The 25639-nt window shown below is 43.7% G+C and carries 30 protein-coding genes; all 30 read right to left on the reverse strand.

The genetic code is table 11. From position 1 onward, the window contains the following. Positions 1-54: 54 nt before the first annotated feature. The 30 genes from ACFQ4A_RS02485 to ACFQ4A_RS02630 all read right to left on the reverse strand — a co-directional run bounded on the left by ACFQ4A_RS02485 (position 55) and on the right by ACFQ4A_RS02630 (position 25597). On the reverse strand, positions 55-300 hold the full coding sequence (locus ACFQ4A_RS02485; protein WP_382397253.1) for a sporulation protein YpjB: 246 nt from the start codon (positions 298-300) through the stop codon (positions 55-57). Between the two features lie 64 nt (positions 301-364). After that, positions 365-943, reverse strand: a complete 579-nt coding sequence (locus ACFQ4A_RS02490; protein WP_382397254.1) for a DUF1405 domain-containing protein — start codon at positions 941-943, stop codon at positions 365-367. A 76-nt stretch (positions 944-1019) separates the two neighbouring features. Continuing rightward, positions 1020-1796 carry a menaquinol-cytochrome c reductase cytochrome b/c subunit gene (locus tag ACFQ4A_RS02495; protein ID WP_382397255.1) on the reverse strand — a complete coding sequence of 259 codons (777 nt, stop codon included), beginning with the start codon at positions 1794-1796 and terminating at the stop codon, positions 1020-1022. An 18-nt stretch (positions 1797-1814) separates the two neighbouring features. Further along, positions 1815-2489, reverse strand: a complete 675-nt coding sequence (qcrB, locus tag ACFQ4A_RS02500) for a menaquinol-cytochrome c reductase cytochrome b subunit (RefSeq protein WP_382397256.1) — start codon at positions 2487-2489, stop codon at positions 1815-1817. A 6-nt stretch (positions 2490-2495) separates the two neighbouring features. Next, positions 2496-3011, reverse strand: coding sequence for a QcrA and Rieske domain-containing protein (locus ACFQ4A_RS02505; protein WP_382397257.1), 516 nt, complete (start codon positions 3009-3011; stop codon positions 2496-2498). 188 nt (positions 3012-3199) lie between these two features. Next, the gene (locus ACFQ4A_RS02510) at positions 3200-3667 is read right to left on the reverse strand and encodes a DUF2487 family protein (RefSeq protein ID WP_382397258.1); all 468 of its coding nucleotides are present in this window, start codon (positions 3665-3667) and stop codon (positions 3200-3202) included. A gap of 115 nt (positions 3668-3782) precedes the next feature. Continuing rightward, positions 3783-4331, reverse strand: coding sequence for a ReoY family proteolytic degradation factor (locus ACFQ4A_RS02515; protein WP_382397259.1), 549 nt, complete (start codon positions 4329-4331; stop codon positions 3783-3785). 37 nt (positions 4332-4368) lie between these two features. Next, positions 4369-5634: a tetratricopeptide repeat protein gene (locus ACFQ4A_RS02520; protein WP_382397260.1), complete on the reverse strand. Its 1266-nt coding sequence runs from the start codon at positions 5632-5634 to the stop codon at positions 4369-4371. A gap of 99 nt (positions 5635-5733) precedes the next feature. Next, positions 5734-7029 carry a 3-phosphoshikimate 1-carboxyvinyltransferase gene (gene aroA, locus ACFQ4A_RS02525; protein ID WP_382397261.1) on the reverse strand — a complete coding sequence of 432 codons (1296 nt, stop codon included), beginning with the start codon at positions 7027-7029 and terminating at the stop codon, positions 5734-5736. Positions 7030-7052: 23 nt separating this feature from the next. Beyond that, entirely contained in the window at positions 7053-8153 is a 1101-nt protein-coding gene (locus ACFQ4A_RS02530) for a prephenate dehydrogenase (protein ID WP_382397262.1), read from the reverse strand. Positions 8154-8155: 2 nt separating this feature from the next. Then, complete coding sequence (gene hisC / locus ACFQ4A_RS02535; protein WP_382397263.1) at positions 8156-9256, reverse strand: histidinol-phosphate transaminase; 1101 nt, start codon at positions 9254-9256, stop codon at positions 8156-8158. Between the two features lie 15 nt (positions 9257-9271). Continuing rightward, on the reverse strand, positions 9272-10351 hold the full coding sequence (aroB, locus tag ACFQ4A_RS02540; protein ID WP_382397264.1) for a 3-dehydroquinate synthase: 1080 nt from the start codon (positions 10349-10351) through the stop codon (positions 9272-9274). Further along, entirely contained in the window at positions 10351-11517 is a 1167-nt protein-coding gene (aroC, locus tag ACFQ4A_RS02545) for a chorismate synthase (RefSeq protein WP_382397265.1), read from the reverse strand. The genes aroB and aroC overlap by 1 nt, the downstream gene beginning before the upstream one ends. A 359-nt stretch (positions 11518-11876) precedes the next feature. Next, entirely contained in the window at positions 11877-12323 is a 447-nt protein-coding gene (gene ndk, locus ACFQ4A_RS02550) for a nucleoside-diphosphate kinase (protein WP_382397266.1), read from the reverse strand. A gap of 79 nt (positions 12324-12402) precedes the next feature. Beyond that, positions 12403-13374, reverse strand: coding sequence for a heptaprenyl diphosphate synthase component II (gene hepT / locus ACFQ4A_RS02555; protein WP_382397267.1), 972 nt, complete (start codon positions 13372-13374; stop codon positions 12403-12405). A 24-nt stretch (positions 13375-13398) separates the two neighbouring features. Beyond that, positions 13399-14106 (reverse strand): demethylmenaquinone methyltransferase, encoded by a 708-nt coding sequence (locus ACFQ4A_RS02560; protein WP_382397268.1) that lies wholly within the window; start codon positions 14104-14106, stop codon positions 13399-13401. Positions 14107-14133: 27 nt separating this feature from the next. Then, complete coding sequence (locus ACFQ4A_RS02565; RefSeq protein ID WP_382397269.1) at positions 14134-14901, reverse strand: heptaprenyl diphosphate synthase component 1; 768 nt, start codon at positions 14899-14901, stop codon at positions 14134-14136. A 95-nt stretch (positions 14902-14996) separates the two neighbouring features. Further along, positions 14997-15203 carry a trp RNA-binding attenuation protein MtrB gene (mtrB, locus tag ACFQ4A_RS02570; protein ID WP_382397270.1) on the reverse strand — a complete coding sequence of 69 codons (207 nt, stop codon included), beginning with the start codon at positions 15201-15203 and terminating at the stop codon, positions 14997-14999. Between the two features lie 138 nt (positions 15204-15341). Further along, positions 15342-15614, reverse strand: a complete 273-nt coding sequence (locus tag ACFQ4A_RS02575) for an HU family DNA-binding protein (protein WP_010530824.1) — start codon at positions 15612-15614, stop codon at positions 15342-15344. 352 nt (positions 15615-15966) lie between these two features. Then, complete coding sequence (gene spoIVA / locus ACFQ4A_RS02580) at positions 15967-17445, reverse strand: stage IV sporulation protein A (protein ID WP_382397271.1); 1479 nt, start codon at positions 17443-17445, stop codon at positions 15967-15969. 191 nt (positions 17446-17636) lie between these two features. Continuing rightward, positions 17637-18374, reverse strand: coding sequence for a hypothetical protein (locus ACFQ4A_RS02585; RefSeq protein ID WP_382397517.1), 738 nt, complete (start codon positions 18372-18374; stop codon positions 17637-17639). A gap of 14 nt (positions 18375-18388) precedes the next feature. Beyond that, positions 18389-18586, reverse strand: a complete 198-nt coding sequence (locus tag ACFQ4A_RS02590; protein WP_382397272.1) for a DUF2768 domain-containing protein — start codon at positions 18584-18586, stop codon at positions 18389-18391. Between the two features lie 201 nt (positions 18587-18787). Beyond that, on the reverse strand, positions 18788-19048 hold the full coding sequence (locus tag ACFQ4A_RS02595) for a stage VI sporulation protein F (protein WP_382397273.1): 261 nt from the start codon (positions 19046-19048) through the stop codon (positions 18788-18790). A 59-nt stretch (positions 19049-19107) separates the two neighbouring features. Beyond that, positions 19108-20145: an NAD(P)H-dependent glycerol-3-phosphate dehydrogenase gene (locus ACFQ4A_RS02600; protein ID WP_382397519.1), complete on the reverse strand. Its 1038-nt coding sequence runs from the start codon at positions 20143-20145 to the stop codon at positions 19108-19110. A gap of 20 nt (positions 20146-20165) precedes the next feature. Beyond that, positions 20166-21476: a ribosome biogenesis GTPase Der gene (gene der / locus ACFQ4A_RS02605; RefSeq protein WP_382397274.1), complete on the reverse strand. Its 1311-nt coding sequence runs from the start codon at positions 21474-21476 to the stop codon at positions 20166-20168. A 101-nt stretch (positions 21477-21577) separates the two neighbouring features. Further along, complete coding sequence (locus ACFQ4A_RS02610; RefSeq protein ID WP_382397275.1) at positions 21578-22195, reverse strand: YphA family membrane protein; 618 nt, start codon at positions 22193-22195, stop codon at positions 21578-21580. Positions 22196-22289: 94 nt separating this feature from the next. Further along, positions 22290-23426: a 30S ribosomal protein S1 gene (rpsA, locus tag ACFQ4A_RS02615; RefSeq protein ID WP_382397276.1), complete on the reverse strand. Its 1137-nt coding sequence runs from the start codon at positions 23424-23426 to the stop codon at positions 22290-22292. A 74-nt stretch (positions 23427-23500) separates the two neighbouring features. Next, positions 23501-24106 (reverse strand): lysophospholipid acyltransferase family protein, encoded by a 606-nt coding sequence (locus ACFQ4A_RS02620; RefSeq protein ID WP_382397277.1) that lies wholly within the window; start codon positions 24104-24106, stop codon positions 23501-23503. Then, positions 24106-24798, reverse strand: a complete 693-nt coding sequence (cmk, locus tag ACFQ4A_RS02625) for a (d)CMP kinase (protein ID WP_382397278.1) — start codon at positions 24796-24798, stop codon at positions 24106-24108. Before cmk ends, ACFQ4A_RS02620 begins: the two co-directional genes overlap by 1 nt. A gap of 151 nt (positions 24799-24949) precedes the next feature. Next, positions 24950-25597: a flagellar brake protein gene (locus ACFQ4A_RS02630; protein WP_382397279.1), complete on the reverse strand. Its 648-nt coding sequence runs from the start codon at positions 25595-25597 to the stop codon at positions 24950-24952. Positions 25598-25639 lie beyond the last annotated feature (42 nt).

Here is a 25639-nt window from a genome sequence, read left to right on the forward strand (position 1 = left end):
CTACTTTTTAATATAGTCCCTTAAGGTCAATTTTAGTCAAAAATTCACTAATCGTCAATTGTTTGAATCGTCTTCTGTCTGTTTCTTTTTCTCACCTTTATATTTTCTCCAGCTTACATACGTCAATGTAATGGCTATCGAACCGCCAACAATTCCCACCATCCAATAAAATGGGACCATTGTCATATTGGCCGTGTTTTCGGCAGGATGCTTCTCTGCTGAGGCGATGATCGGTGCTGATAACTGCATGAATATGTAAAGTCCGATGATGGGCATCAGCATGCGTTTTCTGTCTTTCATGGAGGTCACCTCACATAACATCTTCCCTACCAATGTATGTACGGATCATCCATTATATAACTCGTCATGCCAACGAATTTTTTGGTTTGATGGTTAGAACATAGGCCAGCCAGATCGAAACAATACTCAGCCAAAAGGTAAAATAGCCGATTTCATTCATGTAAGCCGTTAAGGAAGAATAAACAGGCATTTGGCCGAAGACATAGTCAATAATATCATTATGCAGGATCCAGACAGCAGCAACAGCAATGTGCCGCCATTCAATCTTATAAAACGGTACGTACAATAAACCCTGAACAGCCATTGCGCCATGCGACAGCATTAACATATAGCCGGACCAGCCCAACGATCCTTCCATTAGTAATGTCAATATATTCATAATAACCGCCCAGATGCCGTATTTAAACAGTGTTATCATGCCGAGCGCCTCAATGTAAGGTGCGTTTTTTTTAAGCAGGAAAAACAACAGCACAATTGTAAAAAAAAGACTTGCCATAGGGCTGTCAGGGACAAAAGGCAGAAATATTGCAGGCGTTTCGGAAAGCTGGTAACGATACCAGTAAAAACCGTAAGCCGTTCCCAATAAGTTTATGATAAACAGCAACATTAAAAACCGTTTATCACCGCGTATGTATTTAAGCATGGCAGAATCCTTTCTCAAACGATCGTAATAAAAACACCTTCACCAACGATGTCTGGCAAAGGTGTTTTAAAATCACTTATTCGTCTTCATTCACCGACATAATAAATTCAGCGAGTTGATCCAATTCTTCGTCAGATCCAGAAAATTGATCCGGCGGCATTGAACCAATACCATTCTGAGCAATATCTTTAATTTCTTCAGCGGAATGGTCGATACCAGTTAATGGCGGTCCCGCGGCTCCACCCTGAAGATCTTCACCGTGACAGCTCATACAATTATTTTCAAATATGGCATATCCGTCAGAATCCTTATCAATATCTGCCTGTTCTGATGGGTGGACAGGTTTGTTAGCTTCCGCACGCTGCTCCCAATCAACACCAGCTGCAGATTCATATGTCAACCAAATGGTCGATGTAAGTGCAAGAAGCATCATACCGACTGCAACTGGGCGCTGGTGCGGACGTCTGCCCGGACCTTTGTCCAGAAAAGGGGCTAATAATAATCCGCCGAAAGCCAATCCGGGGATGATGATAATACCAAATAAAATGTATGGGCCACTGGCAAAGTCGTATTTTAACAGTTCATATAAGAATAAGAAATACCAGTCCGGCAAAGGTATATAGCCTGCATCAGTCGGATCGGCCATTCCTTCAAGTGGTGACGGATGTGCCAGCGTCAAACAAAGAAATCCTGCTAAGAACACACTACCCGCCAGCCACTCTTTCAATAAGAAATTGGGCCAAAAAGCTTCTGTTCTGCCGGGATACTCAGAGTAATCTTTTGGTACATTTGATATGCGTTCTGCGGAGATTCGTGAATCCCCGACGAACTTCATTCCCTTTCCCTTATGCACAGCTTAACCTCCTCTATATTATAATGGTCCGGATATTCCCTGTTTACGGATCAGGATAAAATGTACTCCCAATAGAGCAAACAATGCAGCTGGCAGGAAGAAAACATGGATGGCAAAGAATCTTGCCAATGTTTGAGCACCGACGATTTCTTCATCACCGGCCAGCAACGTTTTGATATCTTCTCCAATAATCGGAACATCCTGTGCAATATTCAGTCCGACCTCTGTTGCAAAGTATGCTTTATTGTCCCAAGGCAGGAGGTATCCTGTGAAACCTAAGCCTAAAACGACGAAAAATAAAAGAACGCCGACCATCCAATTAAGTTCACGCGGTTTTTTATAGGCTCCCTGGAAAAATACACGCATTGTATGTAGCAATAGCATTACAACTACAACACTGGCACCCCAGTGATGCATACCACGCACAATCTGGCCGTGCGCGACTTCAGTTTGTAAATAATAAACAGATCGCCATGCATTTTCAATATCCGGCACATAATACATGGTCAAAAACATACCGGACAATATTTGAATGACTACTACGAAAAATGTCAATCCACCGAAACAATAGACAAACGCTGAAAAGTGATAGGCCGGATTAACATGTTCAGGAACTTCGTGGTCTGCAATATCGCGCCATAACGGCCTAATATCGACACGTTCATCTATCCAGTCATATATTTTTTGCAGCATTAACTGTTAAGCCTCCTCTCTCGGTTGTGCTTTACCCAAGAACAACATTCCGTTATCAATTTTGTGCTCATAGACATCCAGCCCTGCTGTAGGCGGTGTTCCCGGAACATTTTCGCCGTCTTTATAATACAGCCCATCATGGCAAGGGCAGTAGAATCGTTCCGGATACTCATCGCTGCCTTCCCATGAAACAACACAGCCAAGGTGCTTACAAATCGGGGAAAGGGCAACGATATCATCATTGTCGTCTTTATAAACCCACGCTGATTTGCTGACTGTGGATTCATACCAGCCGTCCACTTGTTCAACTTCCCAGTCCACGCGCTGAGGTTCATTTGTAATATCGTCTTCCGCAAGTTGGACGTTAACGAATTCACCTTCCTCTGAGCCCTTCTGCAATACAGGATCGATGGCCATTCTCAATGGTGAAACCATTAATCCGGCAGCCATAAATCCCCCTACACCTGTCAGTGTATAATTCAAAAACTGTCGACGGGATACTGGTTGTTTGTCTTCACTCATGATTTTTCCCCCCTCTATACATTTTTCACGGACAATGTTATAAAATCAGATTACTAGGACAATACCATGATAGCGCAATCTGTAGCGCGGGTCAATATAAATCCATTTCGCCATCATGGGGTTTCAAGAACCCCCTTTGTTAAGAAAGTATATCAGACGTAATAGCTGAAATCGAAAAAATACATGCTCTATGAACGTTTCCAATAGGAGCGTATCAGCTTGGTGACTTCCTGAACCTGACCACGTATGATGGACTGGATTTCCGATGATTTCATGGATTCTTCAACAATTGCTGGAAGCCATATCAACGTCCCTTCCAGTGCTTGTTCAACTTTTTTCCATTCGGAGTCAAATGTCACGAAAAACACATGGCCGAATGGCTGGAACTGTATATCTGTAACCCATGTATGGATGCGTTCCCTTTCCGCCTCCTTATCAGCAGAAGATAAATAGGAATAATCTGGTGAGAGCATTACCCGTCCGCTCAATTCCTTTTCAAGTTCCCGGGTGAATGCAGATACCATTTCACGTTGAAAGGCATTGTGTTCAAGGTTTTCGTCATGTGATAATTGAAAAGGCAATAAAGGTATAATCATGGTATCCACATATTCTTTAGCATGACGATATTGCTGTAGATCCTGCCGCGTCCATTTCATAGTATACGACCTGTCCTCCTGTCTATTCTTTTTTTCAGGAAAAAATTCATTAACCTTCATATTATCCCAACCAGACAAAAAAAATCAACCTATTATATTTGCTTAAAAGGTTGATTCAATACAGTTGATCCAGTTTATGCAGTTGTCTGACCAATTCATTGAAGGTTTGTTGATCCCGTTCATCCAGGGCCCGGTTTATGTTTTCGCGGATTGATTTCCGCCGATAGTCATAAATGGTTTTTTCCAATAACCGTCTGGCCCTTTCCTGGTCTTTCCGGGTGATGAAATAACCATCCGGAAGAAAGGGATTTTCCACAAGTACGGCCGCATAAAAAACATTCTGATGCGATTTATTGAAATTCAATTGAATATATAAGGGCTCATGCTGGTTCATGCGAATATCATGAAAAGCCTTTTCAGCATCGGTCGTTACCAGCTGTTTTTTGTAAAAACGAAACGGCACTTCATCCGAACAGTGACTGCTCATGATAAATCCTCTGGGACAAAATTTGGCCTCCCGTACAAAATGGACATTGTCCAGCAATTTTTGATGGTTGGCGATATAATTGAGAATCCACACGCTTTCCCGCTTTTTTAACTGATAATGGCTTAAAAACCATTGGATAAAGCTTTTTTTATCTTTGGCAGAAACAGGCGTTTGCATTTGGCTAACGAACCTCCCCAAAAATAGTTCACGTGCGCTATATGTCTCTAGTATGTTTCAATCTCTCTACATATTCCTCGATATCCGGATCCAGCGGTTGGATTGCCAAGTACGTTTCAAATATTTCAATGGCTGGATTAATTCTTCCTTCTTCCGTCAGAAAATAACCGTATTCTTTCAGGAAATCACTATCCTGTTTTAAACTATTATATGCTTCCTGGTAATGTGTTAATGCATTCTGATACGATTCCATTTCATTATACGCACGTGCCAATTCCCATTCATAGAGGGGATCACTGGCCCCAGTCTCCTTAATATCGGTAATCAGTTCAACAATACTTTCCTGTTTTTCCTGCTGTTTCAGTAATTCAATTAAAAATAAGACAGCTTCTTTGTAATCAGGATCGAGGGCGATAGCTTCTCTTACCCATTTTTCACTTTCCTCTTCTCTGCCTAATTGGTGGGCCATTGACCCGGCAAAAAAGTAAAGTTCCTTATTGAATTCATCGACGTGAATACCTTGTTCAGCCGTTTCATAAGCTTCGTTAATCATTTCTTCATCTTCATAAGCCTTGGCTAATTGATAATAGGCTGTATGATAGTACATATCCTGCTCAATGACATGTTTCCATGCCTGGATGGCTATATCCCGACGACCTGCGTGCAGCGCAGTGAAACCATATTTAAACAGGGTGTCCGGATCTTCGCTGTCGATGTCCTGATATAGGTCAAGCGCCATTTCATATTCACCGGATGCTGCATAGGCTTCTGCCAGCCGGTCACTGACCGAAACATTAGCCATTTCTTTGGCAACCGGCAGGACTTTTTCGTAATAGGTAATGGCTTCACGGTAATCGCCATTGGAAAACAGTAGTTCCCCCAGGGCAAAATCGATAATAGGCTCATTGGGCTCGTGGTGTTTTGCGGTTAATAATTTTTGTTCCGCCACTTCAAACAGCCCCTGAGCCTGATAAAGGTCCGCCAGTTGCATAAGTGTCTGCACATAGTCCGGATCATCTTCCTCAATATCGTTCAGCAAATTAATCGCTTCTTCATCATTGTCCTGTTCAATATGGACATCCGCCAGCATCATTTTTATTTCGCTTTCACCAGGGAAACGCTGCATTAATTCTTCTAAAATGTCCGTTGCTTCGGTTAAAAAACCCCATCGAATAAACAATTCAGCAATGGTGAACTTTTCTTCGTCGTCCGCTTTTGGCAAATAATCTTCGAGCAGTGCAATGGCTTTATTAGATTGTTTAGCTTCCATTAGATGAACGGCTTCCATTATGGTGGGGTCCATGAGAACATCCTTTCTTAAATTCGAGCATCCTGTTCATTATATGATACAGAAAAGGTTCAATATCTTCAAACAGAAAAGAATCTGCCTTAAACAGATTCTTTACCATTTACGGGTTATCGTTTGCACATCCCGGAAAAAGTTGGGGTATGAAATGTCAATGGAGGAAATGTCATCAATCACAACCTCTCCCCTAGTTATGAAAGATGCTACCGCAAGCATCATCGCAATCCGGTGATCATTATACGCTGCTGCCTTTCCGCCGGTCAATTGTGAGACACCTTTAATTATCATGCCATCATCTGTTGGTGTGATCTGTGCACCCAATCGGGTTAGCCCGTCTGTAATGGCATCAATTCGGTCTGTTTCCTTGAGACGCAATTCCTTTGCATCACGAATAACCGTTTGCCCTTCTGCCTGCGTAGCTGCAAGGGCGATAACTGGCAGTTCATCGATTAACCTTGGAATAATGTCGCCATCGATGACTGTCCCTTTAAGTTTTTGTTGTGTAATCGTAACATCTCCAAAGGTTTCGCCACCCATTGTGTGTTGATTGGAAATAGCCACACCAGTCCCCATATCCCTCAACACATCTATGATTCCTGTCCGGGTGTGGTTAAGCCCAGTATTTTTCAACGTCAATTGACTGCCGGGGACGATTGCTGCAGCTGTCATAAAAAATGCTGCAGACGAAATATCACCCGGGACGTGAACATCGATGCCTTTTAAAGCTTTTTGGCTGGTTATGCGAATTCGGCCGTTTGCTTCGGATATGTCAGCTCCAAACGCTCGCAGCATGTTTTCAGAATGATTGCGCGTCGGTGTTTCCTCGGTCACTTCGGTCATCCCATCAGCCGACAATCCGCCCAGAAGGACAGCTGATTTAACTTGTGCGCTTTTTACAGGCAACTGATAGTGGATACCTTTAAGATGTCCGCCCTTTACGGCCATCGGCAAATAAGAGCCGCCTGAACGCCCGTCAAACCGTGCACCCATGTTTTTCAGCGGTGCAACCACTCGATCCATCGGGCGGGATGCCAAAGAAGCATCACCATAGACAGAGGTGAATAACGGCAGGCCTGCCAGTACACCAAGCATCAATCTCGCAGTTGTCCCCGAGTTACCGAAATAAAGTGGTATAGCAGGCTCTGTAAATGATTCAGGACCATCACTGGTGATTTGCAGTGACGTGCCATCCTGTTTAATGGACACACCAAATTGCCTGAATGCCTCCACTGTTCGGATGCAATCTTCACCGGTCAAAAAATTGGTTATCGTTGTCGTTCCTTTTGCAAGACTTCCCAATATGACAGCACGATGGGAAATGGATTTATCGCCTGGTACCCGGAGTTCCCCGGACAATGGGGTTGTTACTGGCCTTAATGCTACGTCCTTCATTTGGTCATTCTCCCCTCTTACGCTTATTCCTCAAGCATTAAATCATAGCCACGATGTTTTAAAATCTGATAACTCTGCAGCTGCTCGTCCTTTGTGGAAACACTTAATCGTAACACACCTGTTATGCCTTCACGTATTTCCAATATTCTTATATTGGTGATGCTGATTTTTTTCTCCGCCAGCAAATTGGCAACCGTGGCAATCGCGCCGGTCTGGTCACGTATATCGACATACAGGTCATAAAAGCCCGGAATGGCTCCTTTTTCTTTGGTCCCTAACCCATCCCGGTAATCTTTTGCCTGCTTCAGATAGGTTGTTAATTCCGACTTATGGTTCTGCTGGAGCATTTGCTTTAAGGCATTCATTTCGTCGGTCCAGTCATCAATCATTTTGACCATCTTTTGTTTATTGTGATAAAAAATATCCTGCCACAGTTCCGGGTTGGCGGATGCAATTCGTGTCACATCGCGAAATCCGCCGGCTGCAAGCTGAGGAATAAATGCGTGCGTCTCTTCCCATTTTTTTGCCTGTTGGACGAGTGCGGAAGCGATAAGATGGGGAAAATGCGAAATAACCCCAGTCATCTCATCATGATCGTTCGCTTTCAGTTTGATGATATGACTATTAGTTACCTCCAACAGGTTTTCTAGTGTATTGACAGCTTCATCCGGACAGTTTGCAGACGGGGACAAGACATAGATCGCATTTTCAAACAGATGTTCTTTGGCGGCTGTAATCCCTTTTTTATGAGAGCCGGCCATCGGATGACCACCGATAAATTGTATACGATTATTTTCCAGGCTGCTGGCAGCGTCAGAAATCGGTTTTTTGACAGATGATACATCGGAAACAATGACATCATGTTCAAACGAGATGTGTTCCAATTGTTGAAGAAATTGGATCGTTTCGGTGATTGGTGTGCCTAATATAATGATATCCGCCTTACTGGCCGTTTCCTCCAGATTGGTACAGGGTTCATCGATTATATCGTTTATCAGGGCAAATGTAAGTGTCGTCTGATTGATATCATAGCCGATAATATAGTTTTCTTCCGACTTACGGAGGCTCTTTGCCAAAGAACCCCCAATCAGCCCGAGTCCAATCATTAAAATTGTCTTTTTCACGTTCATGACTCCTCATTAATGTTCTGATGAAATTGGTATAATACTTGCTGCAGGTCCTGCATGTCTGCTTCGCTTCCGATGGTCACCCGTATTGTATGGGGCGCACCAAGTCCTTCCCCCGGCCGGACGATGAATCCATGTTTTAGTAAATAATCAAACGTCTCGTTGCCGCTAACTGGCGTAGTAACGAGTAAAAAGTTTGTGTGTGACTCAAAATAGTTCCAGCCGATTGTCTCTAGAAATTGTTCGAATGTTTTTTTAACTGTATGATTCCGAGAAATTGTATCGTCAATAAACGTTTCATCCTCCAGAGCAAGCAAAGCTGCCTTTTGTGCAATCGCTGACGTGTTGAAGGGGCCTCTGACAACATCAAGCGCCGGAATGAGCTCAGGATTGGCAACGCCATAACCTATTCTCAAGCCGGCCAGTCCATGGGCTTTGGAAAAAGTACGCAGCACAACCAAATTTTTATAATGCTGCAAATTCGCCAGCACATTTGGCTGCAGTGCTTTCTCAACATATTCTAAATAGGCTTCATCCAACACCACCAGGACATCGGCCGGGCATTGATTTAAAAATTCATACAAATCATCACGTGGAATCAGGCACCCTGTTGGATTATTGGGTGAACAGAGCCAGACGACATTTGTTTTCTCATCAATTGCCTCCAGCATAGCCGGAAGATTATGATAACCGTTATCAGTTGGCACCTCTTTTACCTCAGCGCCTTCCACGAGTGCATTATGCTTATACTGTGGGAAGGTCGGGGTTGCCATGACTGTGTTGACACCGGGATACAAAAATGCACGCCCAATGATTTGTACAATTTCATCCGTTCCGTTGCCGAAGATGAGCTGATTTTCCGAAACATTTAAGTTTTCGGCCAAAGCCCGCCTCAGATCTGCTGTATAGCCATCCGGGTATATGTTAAGAGATGGCTGGTACCGGGTGAAATAATCATCCACTTTCATGGAATGGCCATATGGGTTTTCATTCGATGCCAGTTTGACAATCCGGTTTAACCCATACGCTTGTTTGACTTCTTCGATTTGTTTTCCTGGTTTATAGGGTGTCATGTCATTTAATATCTGTTTACGTTTCAACCTCTTACGCTCCCCCTATTCGTTTTGGTAATTCAGTTCCTGCTGAAAACGCTGCAAATAACCCAGCACATCATCATCGTTTAATTCCAGTAGGACAGGATGACCAATCCCTTGTAAAAGTACCATCTGAATCGTGCTGTTGATGGTTTTTTTATCCTTTTTCATTTTTACCAAAATGTCCTCCGGTTCAATCGATGGCCATTGCAACGGATAGCCATTGTCAGAGAGCCACGTATATATCTGTTCATACGGAAGGTCGACAGCATATATTTTTTCACTAACCCGAATGGTGAACAATATGCCAATGGCGACGAGTTCTCCATGTGTTCGGCTTCCATAACCAAGCATGGATTCCAGGGCGTGGCCTAATGTATGGCCAAGGTTTAAATATTTGCGTATGTTGGCCTCCCGCTCATCAGCCCCGACAATTTCCGCTTTGATGTCAATGCCCCGTGTCAACTGGTCCGTCAGTTTTTGGCTGGTCAACGACGATAAGTCAGTCCTGATTAATGACTGGTACATATTACTGTCCGCCAGTAATGCTTCTTTCAATAACTCGGCGTAACCAGATCTGATTTCTCTCCTGGTTAATGTGGTAAGTGTTGATACATCATACATAACAGCAACAGGGGCATAAAAATTGCCAATCAGGTTTTTTCCCTGCTCATGATTGATCGCTACTTTTCCACCAACACTGCTATCGTGAGCAAGAATGGTTGTTGGCATTTGGATGAAGTCGATACCGCGCATAAACGTGGCGGCGGCAAAGCCGGCAACATCCCCTACAACACCGCCACCAAGCGCGATCATCAGGGAGTTTCTATCAAGCCCGATTTCAATAGCTTTCGTATGCAACTGATAAAATATGTCAATATTTTTAGATTTTTCACCTGCCGGAATAACGTGAGAAAAAATCGTTTCCTGCGACAGACTCGCCTTAACATCCTCTAAGTAATGACAGGCGACTGTTTCATCTGTCACGATTAAAATAGAAGAATACGTTTTTGGCAAATAGCGGGCAGTCCAGTGACGCAGGTTTTTACCAACGTAAACAGGATACGTATGTGTCGCTGCCTTTACGTTCGTTACGTTCACTAAAAACACCTTATTTCATCACGATAATCATCAATGGCCTGCTTGAGCTTAGGGAATTGATCACTTGGAAATTGTTCCGTAACGGCTTTCGCCAGTTCAAAAGCGACAATATGTTCCACAACAACTGACGCGGCAGGAACCGCACAGGAATCGGAGCGCTCAATACTTGCATTGAATGGCTCTTTTGTTTCGATGTCCACACTTTTAAGTGGTTTATAGAGTGTCGGGATCGGTTTCATGACACCTTTGACGATGATTGGCATACCAGTTGTCATGCCCCCTTCGAATCCACCAAGGCGATTCGTCTTCCGGTAGTAGCCTGTTTCTTCCTCCCAGGCAATTTCATCATGGACCTCGCTTCCGTTTTTTCGTGCTGCTTCAAAGCCCAGACCGAATTCGACACCTTTGAACGCATTGATACTCATAACACCGCCCGCAATTCTGCTGTCTAATTTACGATCATACTGGACGTATGATCCAACACCAGCAGGCATTCCCTCAACATAAACTTCAACGACACCACCGATTGAATCACCATCTTTTTTCGCCTGATCGATCGCATCCATCATATCCTGCTCAACCGATTTATCTAATGTTCGGACGGGCGATTCCTCGGAAATCTGCTGTCGCTCCTCAATTGTCAGTTCTGAATTTTCACCGGCTACGATACCGGCTATTTCTTTCACATATCCTGATACGTGAATTCCCAGTTGTTTCAGCATCGTTTTAGCAACGGCACCGGCAGCTACACGTGCAGCCGTTTCCCTGGCTGATGACCGTTCAAGGACATTACGCATATCGCGATGGCCATATTTCAAGGCACCATTCAGATCAGCATGTCCCGGTCTTGGACGTGACACTGTCCGTCTCAATTTTTTATCGCGTTCGATAGGATCTTCTCCCATAATATCGACCCAATGTTTAAAATCATCATTATGTATGGCCAGTGAAATAGGAGATCCCAGTGTATAGCCGTGCCGAACACCGCTTGTAATCTCAGCCAGATCCTTTTCGATTTGCATCCGTTTTCCCCGGCCGTGACCTTTTTGCCTACGCAGCAGTGATTGGTTGATATCATCCCGCAGTAAAGGCATATTCGCCGGTACACCCTCTATAATGGTTGTCAGTTGTTTTCCGTGTGATTCTCCTGCTGTCAAATAACGCATGGGATGTCCCCCTTTGTTTGAATTTTTTTATACTATATCATAAATGCCGGATTTTTTGTTAAAATTCGTTAAAACATCAGATAAACGGTGACATAATATCTGCAATCATGATGGTTGATTATGTATATTTTTGATAAAAAAATGTATCGAGATGATATTGGCATGCTATTTACGTAACAATCTTTAAGAAATTAGTCTTTAATAGTGACAAAAACCTCCGCTAAAAAAACGGAGGTTCCTACGGTTTCATTATTCATGGTTAACAAGTCAGCTTTACCCCAGCTTGTCACATGTCACATTTCCGGACAGGCGTTGTCCATTAACATCATATATCATTAAAGACACGTTCGCTCTGTAATCTAGTAAATCCACTGACTATCCTGTTTTTCATATGATACGATTTCATTGTCATTGAAAAACAATTTGATTTCTTTCTCTGCGCTTTCATGTGAATCAGATCCGTGAATGATGTTTTTCCCGACCGTAACGCCATAGTCACCACGGATCGTTCCTGGCGCTGCTTCAAGTGGGTTGGTTTTCCCCATCATATCGCGGGCAGTCGCAATCACATTGTCTCCCTCCCAGACCATCGCTAGAACTGGCCCGGATGTGATGAATTCAACAAGCTCACCGAAAAACGGCTTGTCTTGATGTTCGCCATAGTGCGTTTTAGCAAGGTCATCAGTTATTTGCATCAGTTTAGCACCGGCTAGTTTAAAACCTTTACGTTCAAACCGATTTACAATTTCACCGGTCAAATTGCGTTGTACGCCGTCCGGTTTCACCATCAAAAATGTTTGTTCCATATTCAGCACCTCATTTATATGTAATTAGTTAAGCAACCGATAAAAATTTTACCAAATTTTTATCGGAAGTACAATCGATCTAGGACCGTCTTTTGCCGATATATCCGGCAATGCGTTGCAATGTCTGTTTTGCCTTATGGTCCGGCAGATCCTCCAATTCCTGTAACGCTTTCTGCAGATAACGATCACTTATCCGGTAAGATTGCCGGATCGCATCGGTTTCTTTCAGTATGGCAACTAACCGCTGAAATTCCTGTCCGGATACGTGTGTCGGGTCGGCAAACGTATGTAATAATTGTTTATAGAACGCTTGATCCTTCATGGCAAATAGAACCGGCAATGTCACATTGCCCTGCAAAAGGTCATTGCCTGCAGGTTTGCCAAGCTCGGCTTCAGATGATGTGATATCAAGGATATCGTCAATGATTTGATAAGACATCCCGATGTAATAACCGTAGCGGAACAATTTTTCCCGATATGCCGCCGGAGCGTCCGCAGCTATTGCCCCAAGTTTACAGCTTGCAGCAATTAATAAAGCGGTTTTTCGTTTAATACGACGTAAATAGTCGCGTAAGTTCTGATTCCAATTATATTTATCCCGGATTTGTTCAACTTCGCCTGCCGACAGTTCAACCATTGTTTTTGAAAGAACACGATGGGCGGCAGGTTCCGGCAGGGATGTCATATATTCCAGTGCCCGGGCCAAAATAAAATCGCCGGTATACATCGCAACCCGATTGCCATATAGCTGCTTGATGGTCGGTTTGCCCCGGCGGACTGCCGCGTCGTCAATTACATCATCATGTACCAGTGACGCCATATGGATTAATTCCAACGATACAGCAACCGTCTTAATCCGGTCGATATCAAAATGGCCAAATTGTCCGCATAACAAGACAAAAACAGGGCGGATCCGTTTTCCCCCTGCCTGCAGCAATTTTGTGGAAGATTCACGCAAAACATCATGGTCGGCTTGAATGGCATCGGTCAAAGCATGTTCAATGATATCAAGTTCTTTTTTTAAATGCCCGTACGTTTTCGTCAGTTTCATGCATGTCACCTTTTGTCATTACTTTCATTCTTTTGTACCCATATGCATTGCAGCAACGCCACCAGTATATTGCTTTATACTAACATGGGAACAGCCCGCTGCAAGAAACATCTGTTTGAGCTCCTGTTTATCCGGAAAATTTTTAGCCGACTCATGTAACCAGGCATACTCCTTATAGCTTTTGGCAAACATCTTTCCTAATAACGGCATGATAAAACGGAAATACAAATAGTATCCCTGACGAAACCCCATTAGTGTTGGCTGGGATGTTTCAAGACACACAATTTTTCCGCCGGGTTTCACGACACGGTACATTTCCTTCAGTACTGTCATATAGTCGGGGACATTACGCAAACCGAAACCAATCGTCACATAGTCAAATGACGCATCGGCAAACGGAAGTTCCATGGCATTTCCCTGTATAAAGGACAGCTGGCTATATGTTATTGGTTCATTTTTCTTCTCGGCCACCGAGAGCATGTTGTGACTGAAATCAAGGCCAATCACTTCACCGGTACTGCCGACAGCTTCAGCAAGTGACATGGACCAATCCCCGGTACCACAACAGACATCCAGAGCCCTGGCACCTTTTTCCACGTTCATACGCTTCATAACGTCTTTTCGCCAAGCTTTATGACGCTGGAAAGAAATAATGGAATTCATGGAATCGTACTGGTCGTATATTTTTTCAAAGACATGGTGGACCCGTTCTTCTTTTGTTTGCTGTTGCATGTATTACCCTTCTTCCACTATTGAACTTTACCCGACGGCACTTAAACGATTGATTATGGATGACTTTACGGCTGAAAGATGTACAGGAAAATGTATCAGCCGATTTTCGATCACCGATGTCTCGTGGTGAATAATCGCATTGATTGCGTCTAGCGTGGTTTGATAGTCAGCTATAGGGATTCGATCTGACCAAGGGCCAAATGCTGTATCGAGACCAGTTTTTAATATCCGATTTTTGACGATCATTAATTTCCGCACGATAAGCCATTCGGCAGCAATGCTGCTGATAGCTGTTTCACCGGCAAATGACGCGGTCCGAACGGTCAGACGGGATTCCATCGCTTTAAGGACGTCAATGAATGTCTCAAATGAATCAAACGTTTTATAATATAATTGCATCTTTAATTCATTAATTTCAGTGATGGCCGTTGCCAGAACCCGCGTCATGTTTATTTCCTCGATTTCCGACAGAATCAAATAGTATAATCCGCTATAGTAGTCTCCGGCAAGGACAGATAACTGTTTCGCTTTTTCGTCATTATCATTTGGTGCGGGATTAGCCGTGTTCGGCACGAGGTCGTGTGTGTCGAGTGCCATTTGAATGAGCATAGCCGTGACAATGTAGTATTCTTTCCTGTCTCCCGGTAAAGCCGTATTATTCAGGATTGATATCAACATATATAACTTGTCCTCATCGAGCTGAGGTATCCGTACATATTTTTCGATATAGTCATGATGCATTTTATCTTTTATCAATGCTTTCAAATGACTGATCTCCATATTGGATGTCTGCAAAACAACCACCTGTGCCCTTTCATCGATTCCAGAAATCACATTGCTATTATAGCATATAATCAAGTTGTTCCATAATCAAAAATAGACCTGGCATGTTAACTGTTATTGACTTCTCCATGACTTGTCTGGATGACCGCTTTCCCCCTTATCTTCACAGCTGAAGTATGCTCGGTAAACTGGGCAATCATCACTTCATTTTCATCCAATTTTTCGGAATGGTGAAAGCGGGTATCCGCACCCCTGGTCAGTCCGATAACATTGACGCCGTCTTCCAACGCTTTGATGACAAAAAATTCTTCCATCGCCAATACCCCCGCATTTATATTCTGTCTGACTTGTATACGCCGGACAGTACGGTTTCTGGCGCAAACAAGCTGTATAAAGTGAAAAAAGAGCACGCCATCACGTGCCCTTTTAAGCCCTATGTAAGAAAGAAACCATTATTTAACACTTTCTTTAAGGGCCTTTCCTGGTTTAAAAGCGGGAACTTTACTTGCCGGAATTTTAATTTCTTCCCCTGTTTGCGGGTTACGTCCTTTACGCTCGGAACGTTCGCGTACCTCAAAGTTCCCGAATCCGATAAGTTGTACTTTCTCACCTTGTTTAAGTGAATCCATGACAGATTCAAATACTGCGTCTACAGCTTTTGTCGCGTCTTTTTTGGAAAGGTCGCTTTTTTCTGCAACAGCATTGACCAAGTCTGTTTTGTTCATGTCATTCACCTCCTCCTAAAAGTATACATTGACATTGGAACAAACTGTAAATATATCATCATTTGTTCCCGATTTGCCTTTTTTTATACTTAACGTCATCCAAATCATTGATGACAAGGCTTATAATAACCGAGATTGGCACAAAATTCAACAATAAGCGCCTAATTTATCGGGTTTAATTTCATTTAAGGCTTTTATTTTCCATGTTTTTTGCCAAAATCATGCACCGTTGGATGGCGACCTCATTATTAAAGATTCGTTTATTATGATATACGACATAAATGAGTAAAATCCTGCCTCTAACGTCTTAAAAATTACAAAAGACAAAAAAATAGCAACTATTGTATAGCTGCTATAAAATAATGGCTATTAACCCGCCGGATCCTTCATTGATAATCCGTTCAAGCGTATCTTTCAATTTATATCTAGCATTCTCCGGCATGAGCGAAATTTTTGCCTGAATGCCTTCTCGGACAATCGAACTCAATGATCTGCCGAAAATGTCTGATTCCCAAATGGATAACGGGTCCTCCTCGAAATCCTGCATCAGGTACCTGACTAATTCTTCACTTTGTTTCTCAGTACCGATAATTGGCGCAAATTCAGATTCCACTTCCACCTTGACCATATGAATCGATGGCGCAATGGCTTTCAGACGGACACCAAATCTTGATCCCTGGCGGATAATTTCCGGTTCATCCAGCTTCATATCTTCCAGGGTTGGTGCGGCAATGCCATAGCCGGTTTGCTTCACCATTTGCAACGCGCCTGCTACCTGATCATATTCTCGTTTGGCATGGGCAAAATCCTGCATGAGTTCAAGTAAGTGATCTTTGCCGCGTATTTCCTCACCGACGATTTCTTTGAGCACCTCATCATACAAATAATCAGGGGCATGCAAATCAATTTCGGCTAATCCATCGCCCATTTCCATTCCGGCCAGATTGGCTTTGTCAATATAGTCGTAATCGGCAAAATGGCCAATGATGTGATCGACATCGCGCAGCCGCCTGATATCTTTGACGGTAGACTGAATAGCCTCCTGATAACTTCTCTGCAGCCAGTGCTCTTCGTTAAGCACCATGACCCAGCTTGGCAGATTCACATTCACTTCCAGCACAGGGAACTCATATAGCGCTTCCCGCATCACATTATAAACATCATGTTCTGTCATTGTTTCAACATTCATGGCCAGAACCGGAATATCATATTTTTCCGTAAGATCCTGACGCAATATTTCCGTTTCCTGGCTGGTCGGTCTGGCTGAATTAACAACCATGATAAATGGCTTACCGACCTCTTTCATTTCTTCCACGATCTTTTCTTCCGGTTCCTCATAATCACCCCGTGCTATTTCACCAAACGTACCGTCGGTTGTGATCACCACCCCTATGGTGGAATGTTCCTGGATGACTTTTCGGGTACCGATTTCAGCTGCATCGTGGAATGGTATGGGGTCTTCATACCAGGGGGTATTAATCATCCTGGGACCATTTTCATCCTCGAATCCTTTAGCCCCTTCAACGGCATAGCCAACACAATCCACCAAACGTACATTGACGTCAAGGCCTTCATCAACATGGACCGATACGGCTTGATTCGGAATGAATTTTGGCTCGGTTGTCATGATGGTTTTTCCTGCCGCGCTTTGCGGTAATTCATCATGGGCTCGGCCACGTTCGCTTTCATCTGCAATGTTGGGTAGAACTCCCAGCTCCATAAAATGTTTGATAAATGTTGATTTCCCCGACCGGACAGCACCTACAATCCCGAGATAAATATCGCCATTCGTCCGCTTCGAAATATCTTTAAAAATATCAACTCTCTCCAAACGATCCCCTCCCGATCTCCTTTTCCAAAATCAAAAACAGTATGCGAATGATGATTGACATTACAAGTCTATGATGTTGTCCTATCAAATTATGACTTCATAAGGCCTAAAAGAAGCAAAAAGATACGTGTCTTTTATCGGCACAATAAATCCCTTGCAACACAATATATGTTACAAGGGATTTAATATGCTTACTTATTTTGTTTTTCCTCCAAGGCGAAAACTGGTTCATCGTCTTGGATCGTGTATGGTAGAGAATATACCGGGACAAATGGTGTGTTTTGAGCCAGTAGATATCGGATGTCATCGCCCTTTTCATACGCGTGTTCATATTCGGCCAATGCTTGATTTAAGTCAATCCGGTAATCAACATACAGACTTCCTGTCGAGTCCATCACAATCGGCAAATTTTCCTGCGAGTATGGGCTTACCACATGCGGCCGGGACTCAAGCCCGAGTTTCTCGTAATCCAGCTGGTAAACACCATCAGCAATTTCCTTTCCAAATGGCGGATAAAGGTGTTCGTTACGATAGGCATTCAGCTTGACCGTTACCTCTCTGACAGCATTCGAAATGCGCAGATCAATCAATTTGACACGTGGATTCTCCTCAGGTGTTATGATGGAATATTGATAATTCCCGCCATTCTGATAGGCCGTCCCGGGGGTTTCTGTCATGACCTTTCCTTCTTTCAATTGACCGAAGTCAACGAGATATTTTTGAAATATTGGTGTGTCACTGGGCTTTGTCTGTATCGGCAACAGTCCTCCGGTTTGTTCCCGGTATTGATTGACCGCCGATTGAACTTCTTCCAGCTGGGCTTCGTTTGGCTCCTGGTTTTCCGATAATTCACTGTCTGGATAGAGACACCCACTTAACAGCACCAGCACCAATAACGAGCACAGCAGCCGATTATATGTATTCCTCATCACGTTAAAGCCTCCTATGCTGTTGGACCGCTAAATACGATATATAAAATGATAATCGCACCAAATATCAGGGATATATAGGCCAGCAGGGACACAACCACCGACAGGAAACCCTTTAATTTATATCTGCTGAGCAAAATCAGCCCAATTGCCAGAAGTAACAGCCCCATCCCGGCAAAGGAGATCCACATATTCAACATACTTTCAGACATGCCATCCACTCCTATTTAAAACATGCACATCGTATTATAACATATGACCTGTCCACAGGCACGAAAAAATCCGGAATGAAGGGGGCTGACTTCATCCCGGTATGACTAAATAATACCCACCGCAACTCCATCCAAGAATGCTTGTGCGATTTATAGTATGCGAGCATACGGATCAATGTATCCTCACTTGCCCAGTTATGACTACTTTTTAAACATCTTATTGAGCGTTTGCATATCCATTGGCATGTTATTTTTGGTTATCGATTCGACAATTTTATCTTCTTTTGCTTTTGGAATGGGTTTGTTTGCCATTTTTGCCAACCGCTGTACGAGTTGTCTGACAGTCTTTTCATCTGAAAAGTCGGCCTGTTTTACAGAATCGGCCACTTTGTGTATTTCCTTCGGGTTGATATCTGAGTTCTGCTGCACCTTATCAAAAAGTTTGTCTTGGAAATTACTCACCTGCTCGCCTCCTTGCATAGTCATGTCATCACATTATATGCAACGGAGGCGATTTAGTGTTATTGCGGGCGACTATCACTTGAAAAGGCTGAGATATCGTTCATTTCCTCCCGCTTATTCCGGTTCATTAATTGTTCGACAACATCGCCTGGCTGCTTGTCCTCGAACAGAATGGTGTATAATCCTTCCGTGATCGGCATCTCGATCTGTTGTTCCCGGGCAAACTGGTAAGCTGCTTGTGTTGTACGGACGCCTTCCACGACCATGCCCATCTGATCCAGTACCTCGTCAAGTTTTTGCCCTCGACCCAACAGGTTGCCAGCACGCCAATTCCGGCTGTGATGACTTGTGCACGTCACAATCAGATCGCCAACCCCTGGTAAGCCAAGGAAAGTAAGCGGGTTTGCTCCGAGCGACACGCCGAGGCGCGCTATTTCGGCCAATCCTCTTGTGATTAGAGCGGCCTTGGCATTGTCGCCATAACCGAGTCCGTCGGAAATACCGGCTCCCAGAGCAATAATATTTTTTAAGGCACCACCTAATTCAAGGCCGATCATATCATCGCTCGTATAAACACGGAACGATTCGTTAATGAACAAATCCTGGGCATACGCCGCATGTTGTGTGTTTAAAGAGGAGACGGTCACCGTTGTCGGTAGGCGTTTACCGACTTCTTCTGCATGACTTGGTCCGGAGAGCACGACAATGTCTTCCGAATCATAACGGGCCAGCTCTTCACCGATCACCTGGGAAATTCGCTTCAGTGAGCCTGGTTCAATCCCTTTCGTCGCATGTATGATGGTTGGCCGGTGTGTCAGCGTATTGTTCAATTCCTTACAGACGTCACGGATTGCTTTCGTTGGAACAACCATTACAATAGCCGAAACATCGTCAACAGCTTGTTTCAACTCGTGACATGCTTTAATTTGTTCCGGTATGTCTGCATCCAAATATTTTTCATTCCTGTATGTGGCATTAATGGCTTCCGCCTGTTCTTTTCGATATGTCCACAGCCTGACACTATGGCCATTGTCAGCTAGAACAATACTTAATGCTGTGCCCCAGCTTCCTGCACCTAATACTGCCACTTTGCTCATCATGATCAGTCCCCCTTAGCCTATTGCCGCTTTCTTGCAAAAATTTTAATCGGTGTCCCGGTGAAACCGAATGCATCTCTGATTCGATTTTCCAAAAACCGCCTGTATGAAAAGTGCATGAGGTCAGGATCATTGACGAATATGACAAAGCTTGGCGGTTTGACAGCCACCTGCGTTGCATACAATATTTTGAGCCGCTTGCCTTTTACAGTCGGTGCCGGGTTGATGGCCAGTGCATCAAGGATGACGTCATTCAATACGTTTGTTGCCACACGTTTCGAATGATTTTCGCTGGCTGTTTTCACAGCAGGTATGAGTGTATGTATACGCTTTTTCGTTTTGGCAGATAGGAAAACAATCGGTGCATAATCCAGATATTGGAATTGTTTGCGGACTTTCTGTTCAAATTGTTTCATCGCCTTTTCATTGCTGTCAACCGTATCCCATTTGTTAACAACAATAACGACCCCCCGCCCTGCCTCGTGTGCATAGCCGACGATTTTTTTATCCTGTTCCCTTATACCTGTTTCAGCGTCAATTAAAATGAGAGCAACATCTGATCGTTCAATTGCTTTTAACGCCCGCAGTACACTGTATTTTTCGGTTGCTTCATAGACTTTGCCGCGTTTACGCATCCCAGCTGTATCAATAATGACAAAATCCTGGTCATCTTTACGAAGATGCGTATCTATCGCATCTCTTGTCGTGCCTTCCTGTTTACTGACGATGACACGTTCTTCATTTAACAGCGCATTGACCAGTGAAGATTTGCCAACATTTGGTCTTCCAATTAAACTGAAATAAACGGTGTCCACGTCCGGTTGTTCGTCCCGCATGTCTGGAAAATACCCGACCACGGTGTCCAATAAATCGCCAAGCCCGAGCCCGTGCGATCCTGATATCGGGTATGGTTCGCCAAATCCCAACGCGTAATATTCATAGATGTCTTCACGCATTTCCGGATTATCGATTTTATTCACGGCCACGACAACCGGTTTATTCGACTTATACAAAATTTTCGCCACTTCTTCATCCGCTGCGGTTATACCTTCGCGTCCATTCAGTAAAAAAATGATGACATCCGACTCAGCGATGGCCATCTCCGCCTGCTCACGCATTTGCACAATAAGTGGCTCGTCACGCATATCGATGCCACCTGTGTCAATAACGTTGAATGTGGTTGTTAGCCACTCGGCTTCGGCATATACCCTGTCGCGTGTCACACCAGGTGAATCTTCCACAATGGAAATACGTTCACCGACAAGCCGGTTAAATATGGTCGATTTCCCGACGTTCGGTCTCCCGACGATTGCTACAACAGATTTTCTCATGAAAGGAACATCCTTTCCGGATCACTTTAATTTTCGTTTTTACCTTTGCTGATGGGAGCTTGTCTAATTCTAGCAAAAGAACGGCATAACCACAATCATTATTACTGGGCTTTTTTTCTGAATAATGGTTTCGGTCCCGGGATTGATTGTTGAAGTTTCCGGATTATTTTCATGTTTAATGTCCGTAATAAATCATGGCTAAGAAGTGCCATCGTTATGACAAGGATGAAGTCCAAAAAACGTTTGTCCCCAATCGGGGCAGCTATTGAGTAACCGGACATGATGATGCTGTACAATAATTCTCCGCCCGACATGCCGAGCAGACTACAGGCCAGCCTGTTCCACAGCCCCGTAGTCGTTATCATAACGAGTACAAACAGAATACATGAGATCGTTAAAAAAGGTGGCAGAAATAACTTTAACGGCGTGAAACTTTCCCAAATAAGAACACCAGTATACCCGATCATGATCGTGATCGAACAAAAAACATGAAAAACTATAACAGCAAGTCTGGCATGCAACACAAGAGCCCCGGCAAGAAGAACCAGGAAACTGACAGACAGCTGCATATGTTCAATTGTTACGTCAAAACCGGAGAATAGAATCAACAACAGAAGCCAACATGACAGAATCGTCCTAAGCTTGCTCTTGGCCATAAAAAATGTCGTGACGATCCATAAAATCCAAGAAAACCAATAAAAAAGAAGTCCACTGCTCACTCGCCTCACCTGCCACTATCATTATGGCTAATTCGGAGGTATTTTAAACAAGCAAGAAAAAAGCTCTTCCACAATGGAAAGAGCTTCATTCCTGTTACTGTTTGTATTTGTTTAGTTTTTCACCGATAAAGTCACCAAGCTGAAATCCTGACTGGTCATCATCTTTTTCATATTGCCTGACGTCAGAGGCTTCCTGATCTTGTTGCAATTCTTTAATACTAAGTGAAATGCGTTCTTCCTGTTCATTGACATCCAAAACTTTCACTTGAATTTCCTGACCAACCTCAAGCACTTCCTGTGGGGTCCCGATATGCCGATTGGCAATTTGAGAAATATGAACAAGACCTTCAACTCCCGGAAGCACTTCAACAAATGCACCGAAATTCACTAGCCGCTTGACCGTACCGTCCAGAACATCTCCCCGGGAAACCCGGTCTTCAATATTGGCCCACGGCCCCGGAAGTGTATTCTTGCGGGAAAGCGAAATCCGTTCATTATCCCTGTCTACAGACAGTACTTCGACCTCGATGTTGTCCCCTTCTGACACAACGTCGGAAGCTTTATCAACATGTTCATGTGCCAGCTGGGAAATATGAACAAGTCCGTCAATGCCGCCGATATCGACAAATACACCGAAATTGGTCAAACGTTGAACGGTCCCTTCAAGCACCTGGCCCTCTTCCAATGATTGCAGTACTTCCTGTTTTTTGGCTTTCATATCATCCTGGATAACATCTTTATGGGATAAAATGACGCGGTTTTGATCCTTATCCAAATCGACAACCTTCACGGACAGTGGTTGATTGATATAATCGGAAAAATCCTCAACATAGTATGTTTCCACCAAGGATGCCGGGATGAATCCCCGTACACCTACATCAGCGACGAGTCCACCCTTAACGACTTCTTTTATTTCTGTCTCGAAAACGTCACCATTCTGGTATCTTTCTTCAAGTGTCTCCCAGGCCTTTTCGGCATCGACGGCTTTTTTGGACAGAATGACTTCATCATCATCGTCCATTTTCTTCACATACAAGGTTAATGAATCGCCTTCCCGTGCCACATCACTTGCTGTTTCGATGTGCAGACTCGATAGTTCACCGATTGGCACAATCCCCTCTGTTTTGTAGCCAATATCAACAAGAACTTGTTTATCTTCTACTTTTATCACCGTTCCTGTTACGGTATCCCCTATATTTAATTGCGTTAACTCATTACTGGATTCACTCATACCATTAGCCCTCCTTAAAATACATACCAACAGAAAATCAAAAAGTCCTTCTTTATAACTTCTAATATTTATAATTAATTGTCAAGCGATGAATGTTGGGAATTGTAATTTTCCATTAAATTTCTGATTTCAGTCATGATCGCATCTGCAGCTTCTTTAGCTGATGTTTTATTCTGGCGGTAAGTTTCCATATTCATCGGTTCACCATAGATTACCGTCAGTTTACCACCCACTTTATACGGTCCGATTATAGCACATGGCACAATGACAGCGTTGGATCGCAATGCAAAGAAACCAGCGCCGGCCAGCGGTTTCCCGAGCTGACCCGCTTTGCTGCGGGAACCTTCCGGAAACAAACCTAACGTATTGCCATTTTCAAGAATTTTTAATCCCTTCCGCAATGCATTCCGGTCTCCCATCCCTCTTTTCACCGGGAATGCTTGAATACCTGATAATAATTTGCCCAAAAAAGGTTTTTCGAACAATTCCCCTTTTGCCATAAAGTAAATGTCCCGGGGAGAGGTTATACCAACAACAGGCGGATCAAGGTTGGAAATATGATTGGAACAAATGATGACTGGACCGTTTTCGGGGATGTTATTTTTTCCGATTACCCGGATACGATACAACGGATAAACTATGGCTGATACAGCCGTTTTTGCAAATTTATATAAACTCATCATGGTTCCCCTTTATCAACCAGTGCCTTTTCGGCTTCGCTTAGGATAGATGCCGCAACCTCATCAATGGATAAGTCGGTTGTGTCCAGTTCAATGGCATCGTCAGCTTTAATTAATGGCGCAATGGCACGCCTGGAATCAATCTTGTCCCTTTGTTCGATTTCCTGTTTTAGCGTCTCCAAATCAGCCGAGAATCCTTTTTGGCTATTTTCATCGTACCGTCGTTTTGCACGTTCTTCCACAGATGCCTTCAGAAATATCTTGACTTCTGCATCAGGGATAACATGTGTCCCAATATCCCGGCCATCCATGACCACCCCGCGTTTGCGAGCAAGTTGCTGTTGTCTTTTGACCATTTCACGGCGCACAGCTGCATGCTCTGCTATATAAGATACATGATTCGTCACGTTTTCCGAGCGGATGGCTTGCGTGACATCTTCACCATCAACCAGGACATGCTGTTGGTCTGTTCCCTGCTCAAGTTCTATGTCCGTATCAGTCAGCAGTCCAGAAAGCTTTTGTTCATCTTCCAGCGGAATGTTTTCACGCAGTGCTTTACACGTCAACGCTCGATACATAGCCCCGGTATCAATATAAATAAATGACAATTCATTTGCGACCATTTTGGAAACAGTGCTTTTCCCGGCTGCCGCGGGGCCATCAATTGCGATTGCTATTGCCTTATGTACCATTATTGTTCTTCATTCCTCTCAAACCAATCATACTACTACAACGAACAGTAAAAATTTGGCACATGCCAAGTTTACCTTATGTATTGCTCTCATTAAAATAATAACATATTCATGTGAAAAAGTTCTACTGTTTTTCAAATCCCCTGCCTTCTTAAGTTAATTCCTTTTTCCTGGCTTCCAGCTGTTTCTCGAAACAGTAGCGAATGATGGATTGCTGCTTGTTTTGATGCATGGCGATAAATTTCAGAGCGGCTGTTCTGACGCCGCCCTCATCGTTCAGACGTATCGTTTCAGCTGTTGCATGGATGTATTGATAATCACCTGATTTGAGTTGTAGAACAACCCATATTTCCGCCTGCTCACCCGTTTTGAGCATATGGGAATCAGGCAAAATAATGGACATGCCGCCTCCGCTGATATCCGCAGTTACGGTGGTAAATGAATCATCCACCTTGTGAACTGCCACATCGACTGCAGTGTTAACACGGACATATTGCCGCCGCTGAATCGTTTGAATCGCTTCTTTTTCCGGCGGACGAATGGCTAGTGCTGGTACGTTCCCCTCAGCCTTGGAATTAATTTCTGTATGGAACATATGGACAGCCTGGTCCTGGCCGATATAAATGACTTTAAAGGGCGTTCCTTCCGCGAAAAATGCAGTTTTATTGGTTTCATTATCAATTGGAAGATCAATAAATAAAGCGTGCGCATTTTCCCCGATCACCCGGCTTCGGTATTGTTGTGTTTTTCCAGTCTCCGGGTTATTTACGTCCAAGGTAAGCAATGTCCCTATTTTCATATAAATCCTCTCCCGGTTCAAGCCTTTACAATTATTATGTCA

The organism is Lentibacillus salinarum (genome assembly GCF_042679865.1).
In the GTDB taxonomy this organism is placed as follows: domain Bacteria; phylum Bacillota; class Bacilli; order Bacillales; family Amphibacillaceae; genus Lentibacillus; species Lentibacillus salinarum.

Bases quoted from the DNA above. Each gene is read 5' to 3' on its own strand.
- ACFQ4A_RS02520 (WP_382397260.1), bottom strand. From the start codon at position 5,634: ATGGACCCCACCATAATGGAAGCCGTTCATCTAATGGAAGCTAAACAA.
- ACFQ4A_RS02620 (WP_382397277.1), bottom strand. From the start codon at position 24,106: ATGAGTTTATATAAATTTGCAAAAACGGCTGTATCAGCCATAGTTTAT.
- ACFQ4A_RS02590 (WP_382397272.1), bottom strand. From the start codon at position 18,586: ATGTCTGAAAGTATGTTGAATATGTGGATCTCCTTTGCCGGGATGGGG.
- cmk (WP_382397278.1), bottom strand. From the start codon at position 24,798: ATGGTACATAAGGCAATAGCAATCGCAATTGATGGCCCCGCGGCAGCC.
- hepT (WP_382397267.1), bottom strand. From the start codon at position 13,374: ATGAAACTGACGAAAACGTACGGGCATTTAAAAAAAGAACTTGATATC.
- ACFQ4A_RS02560 (WP_382397268.1), bottom strand. From the start codon at position 14,106: ATGCAACAGCAAACAAAAGAAGAACGGGTCCACCATGTCTTTGAAAAA.
- ACFQ4A_RS02575 (WP_010530824.1), bottom strand. From the start codon at position 15,614: ATGAACAAAACAGACTTGGTCAATGCTGTTGCAGAAAAAAGCGACCTT.
- aroC (WP_382397265.1), bottom strand. From the start codon at position 11,517: ATGCGTTATTTGACAGCAGGAGAATCACACGGAAAACAACTGACAACC.
- ndk (WP_382397266.1), bottom strand. From the start codon at position 12,323: ATGGAACAAACATTTTTGATGGTGAAACCGGACGGCGTACAACGCAAT.
- der (WP_382397274.1), bottom strand. From the start codon at position 21,476: ATGAGAAAATCTGTTGTAGCAATCGTCGGGAGACCGAACGTCGGGAAA.
- ACFQ4A_RS02600 (WP_382397519.1), bottom strand. From the start codon at position 20,145: ATGAGCAAAGTGGCAGTATTAGGTGCAGGAAGCTGGGGCACAGCATTA.
- ACFQ4A_RS02490 (WP_382397254.1), bottom strand. From the start codon at position 943: ATGCTTAAATACATACGCGGTGATAAACGGTTTTTAATGTTGCTGTTT.
- ACFQ4A_RS02630 (WP_382397279.1), bottom strand. From the start codon at position 25,597: ATGAAAATAGGGACATTGCTTACCTTGGACGTAAATAACCCGGAGACT.
- ACFQ4A_RS02585 (WP_382397517.1), bottom strand. From the start codon at position 18,374: ATGAGGAATACATATAATCGGCTGCTGTGCTCGTTATTGGTGCTGGTG.
- rpsA (WP_382397276.1), bottom strand. From the start codon at position 23,426: ATGAGTGAATCCAGTAATGAGTTAACGCAATTAAATATAGGGGATACC.
- ACFQ4A_RS02515 (WP_382397259.1), bottom strand. From the start codon at position 4,331: ATGCAAACGCCTGTTTCTGCCAAAGATAAAAAAAGCTTTATCCAATGG.
- mtrB (WP_382397270.1), bottom strand. From the start codon at position 15,203: ATGGAAGAATTTTTTGTCATCAAAGCGTTGGAAGACGGCGTCAATGTT.
- aroA (WP_382397261.1), bottom strand. From the start codon at position 7,029: ATGAAGGACGTAGCATTAAGGCCAGTAACAACCCCATTGTCCGGGGAA.
- ACFQ4A_RS02485 (WP_382397253.1), bottom strand. From the start codon at position 300: ATGAAAGACAGAAAACGCATGCTGATGCCCATCATCGGACTTTACATA.
- qcrB (WP_382397256.1), bottom strand. From the start codon at position 2,489: ATGCTGCAAAAAATATATGACTGGATAGATGAACGTGTCGATATTAGG.
- ACFQ4A_RS02505 (WP_382397257.1), bottom strand. From the start codon at position 3,011: ATGAGTGAAGACAAACAACCAGTATCCCGTCGACAGTTTTTGAATTAT.
- ACFQ4A_RS02510 (WP_382397258.1), bottom strand. From the start codon at position 3,667: ATGAAATGGACGCGGCAGGATCTACAGCAATATCGTCATGCTAAAGAA.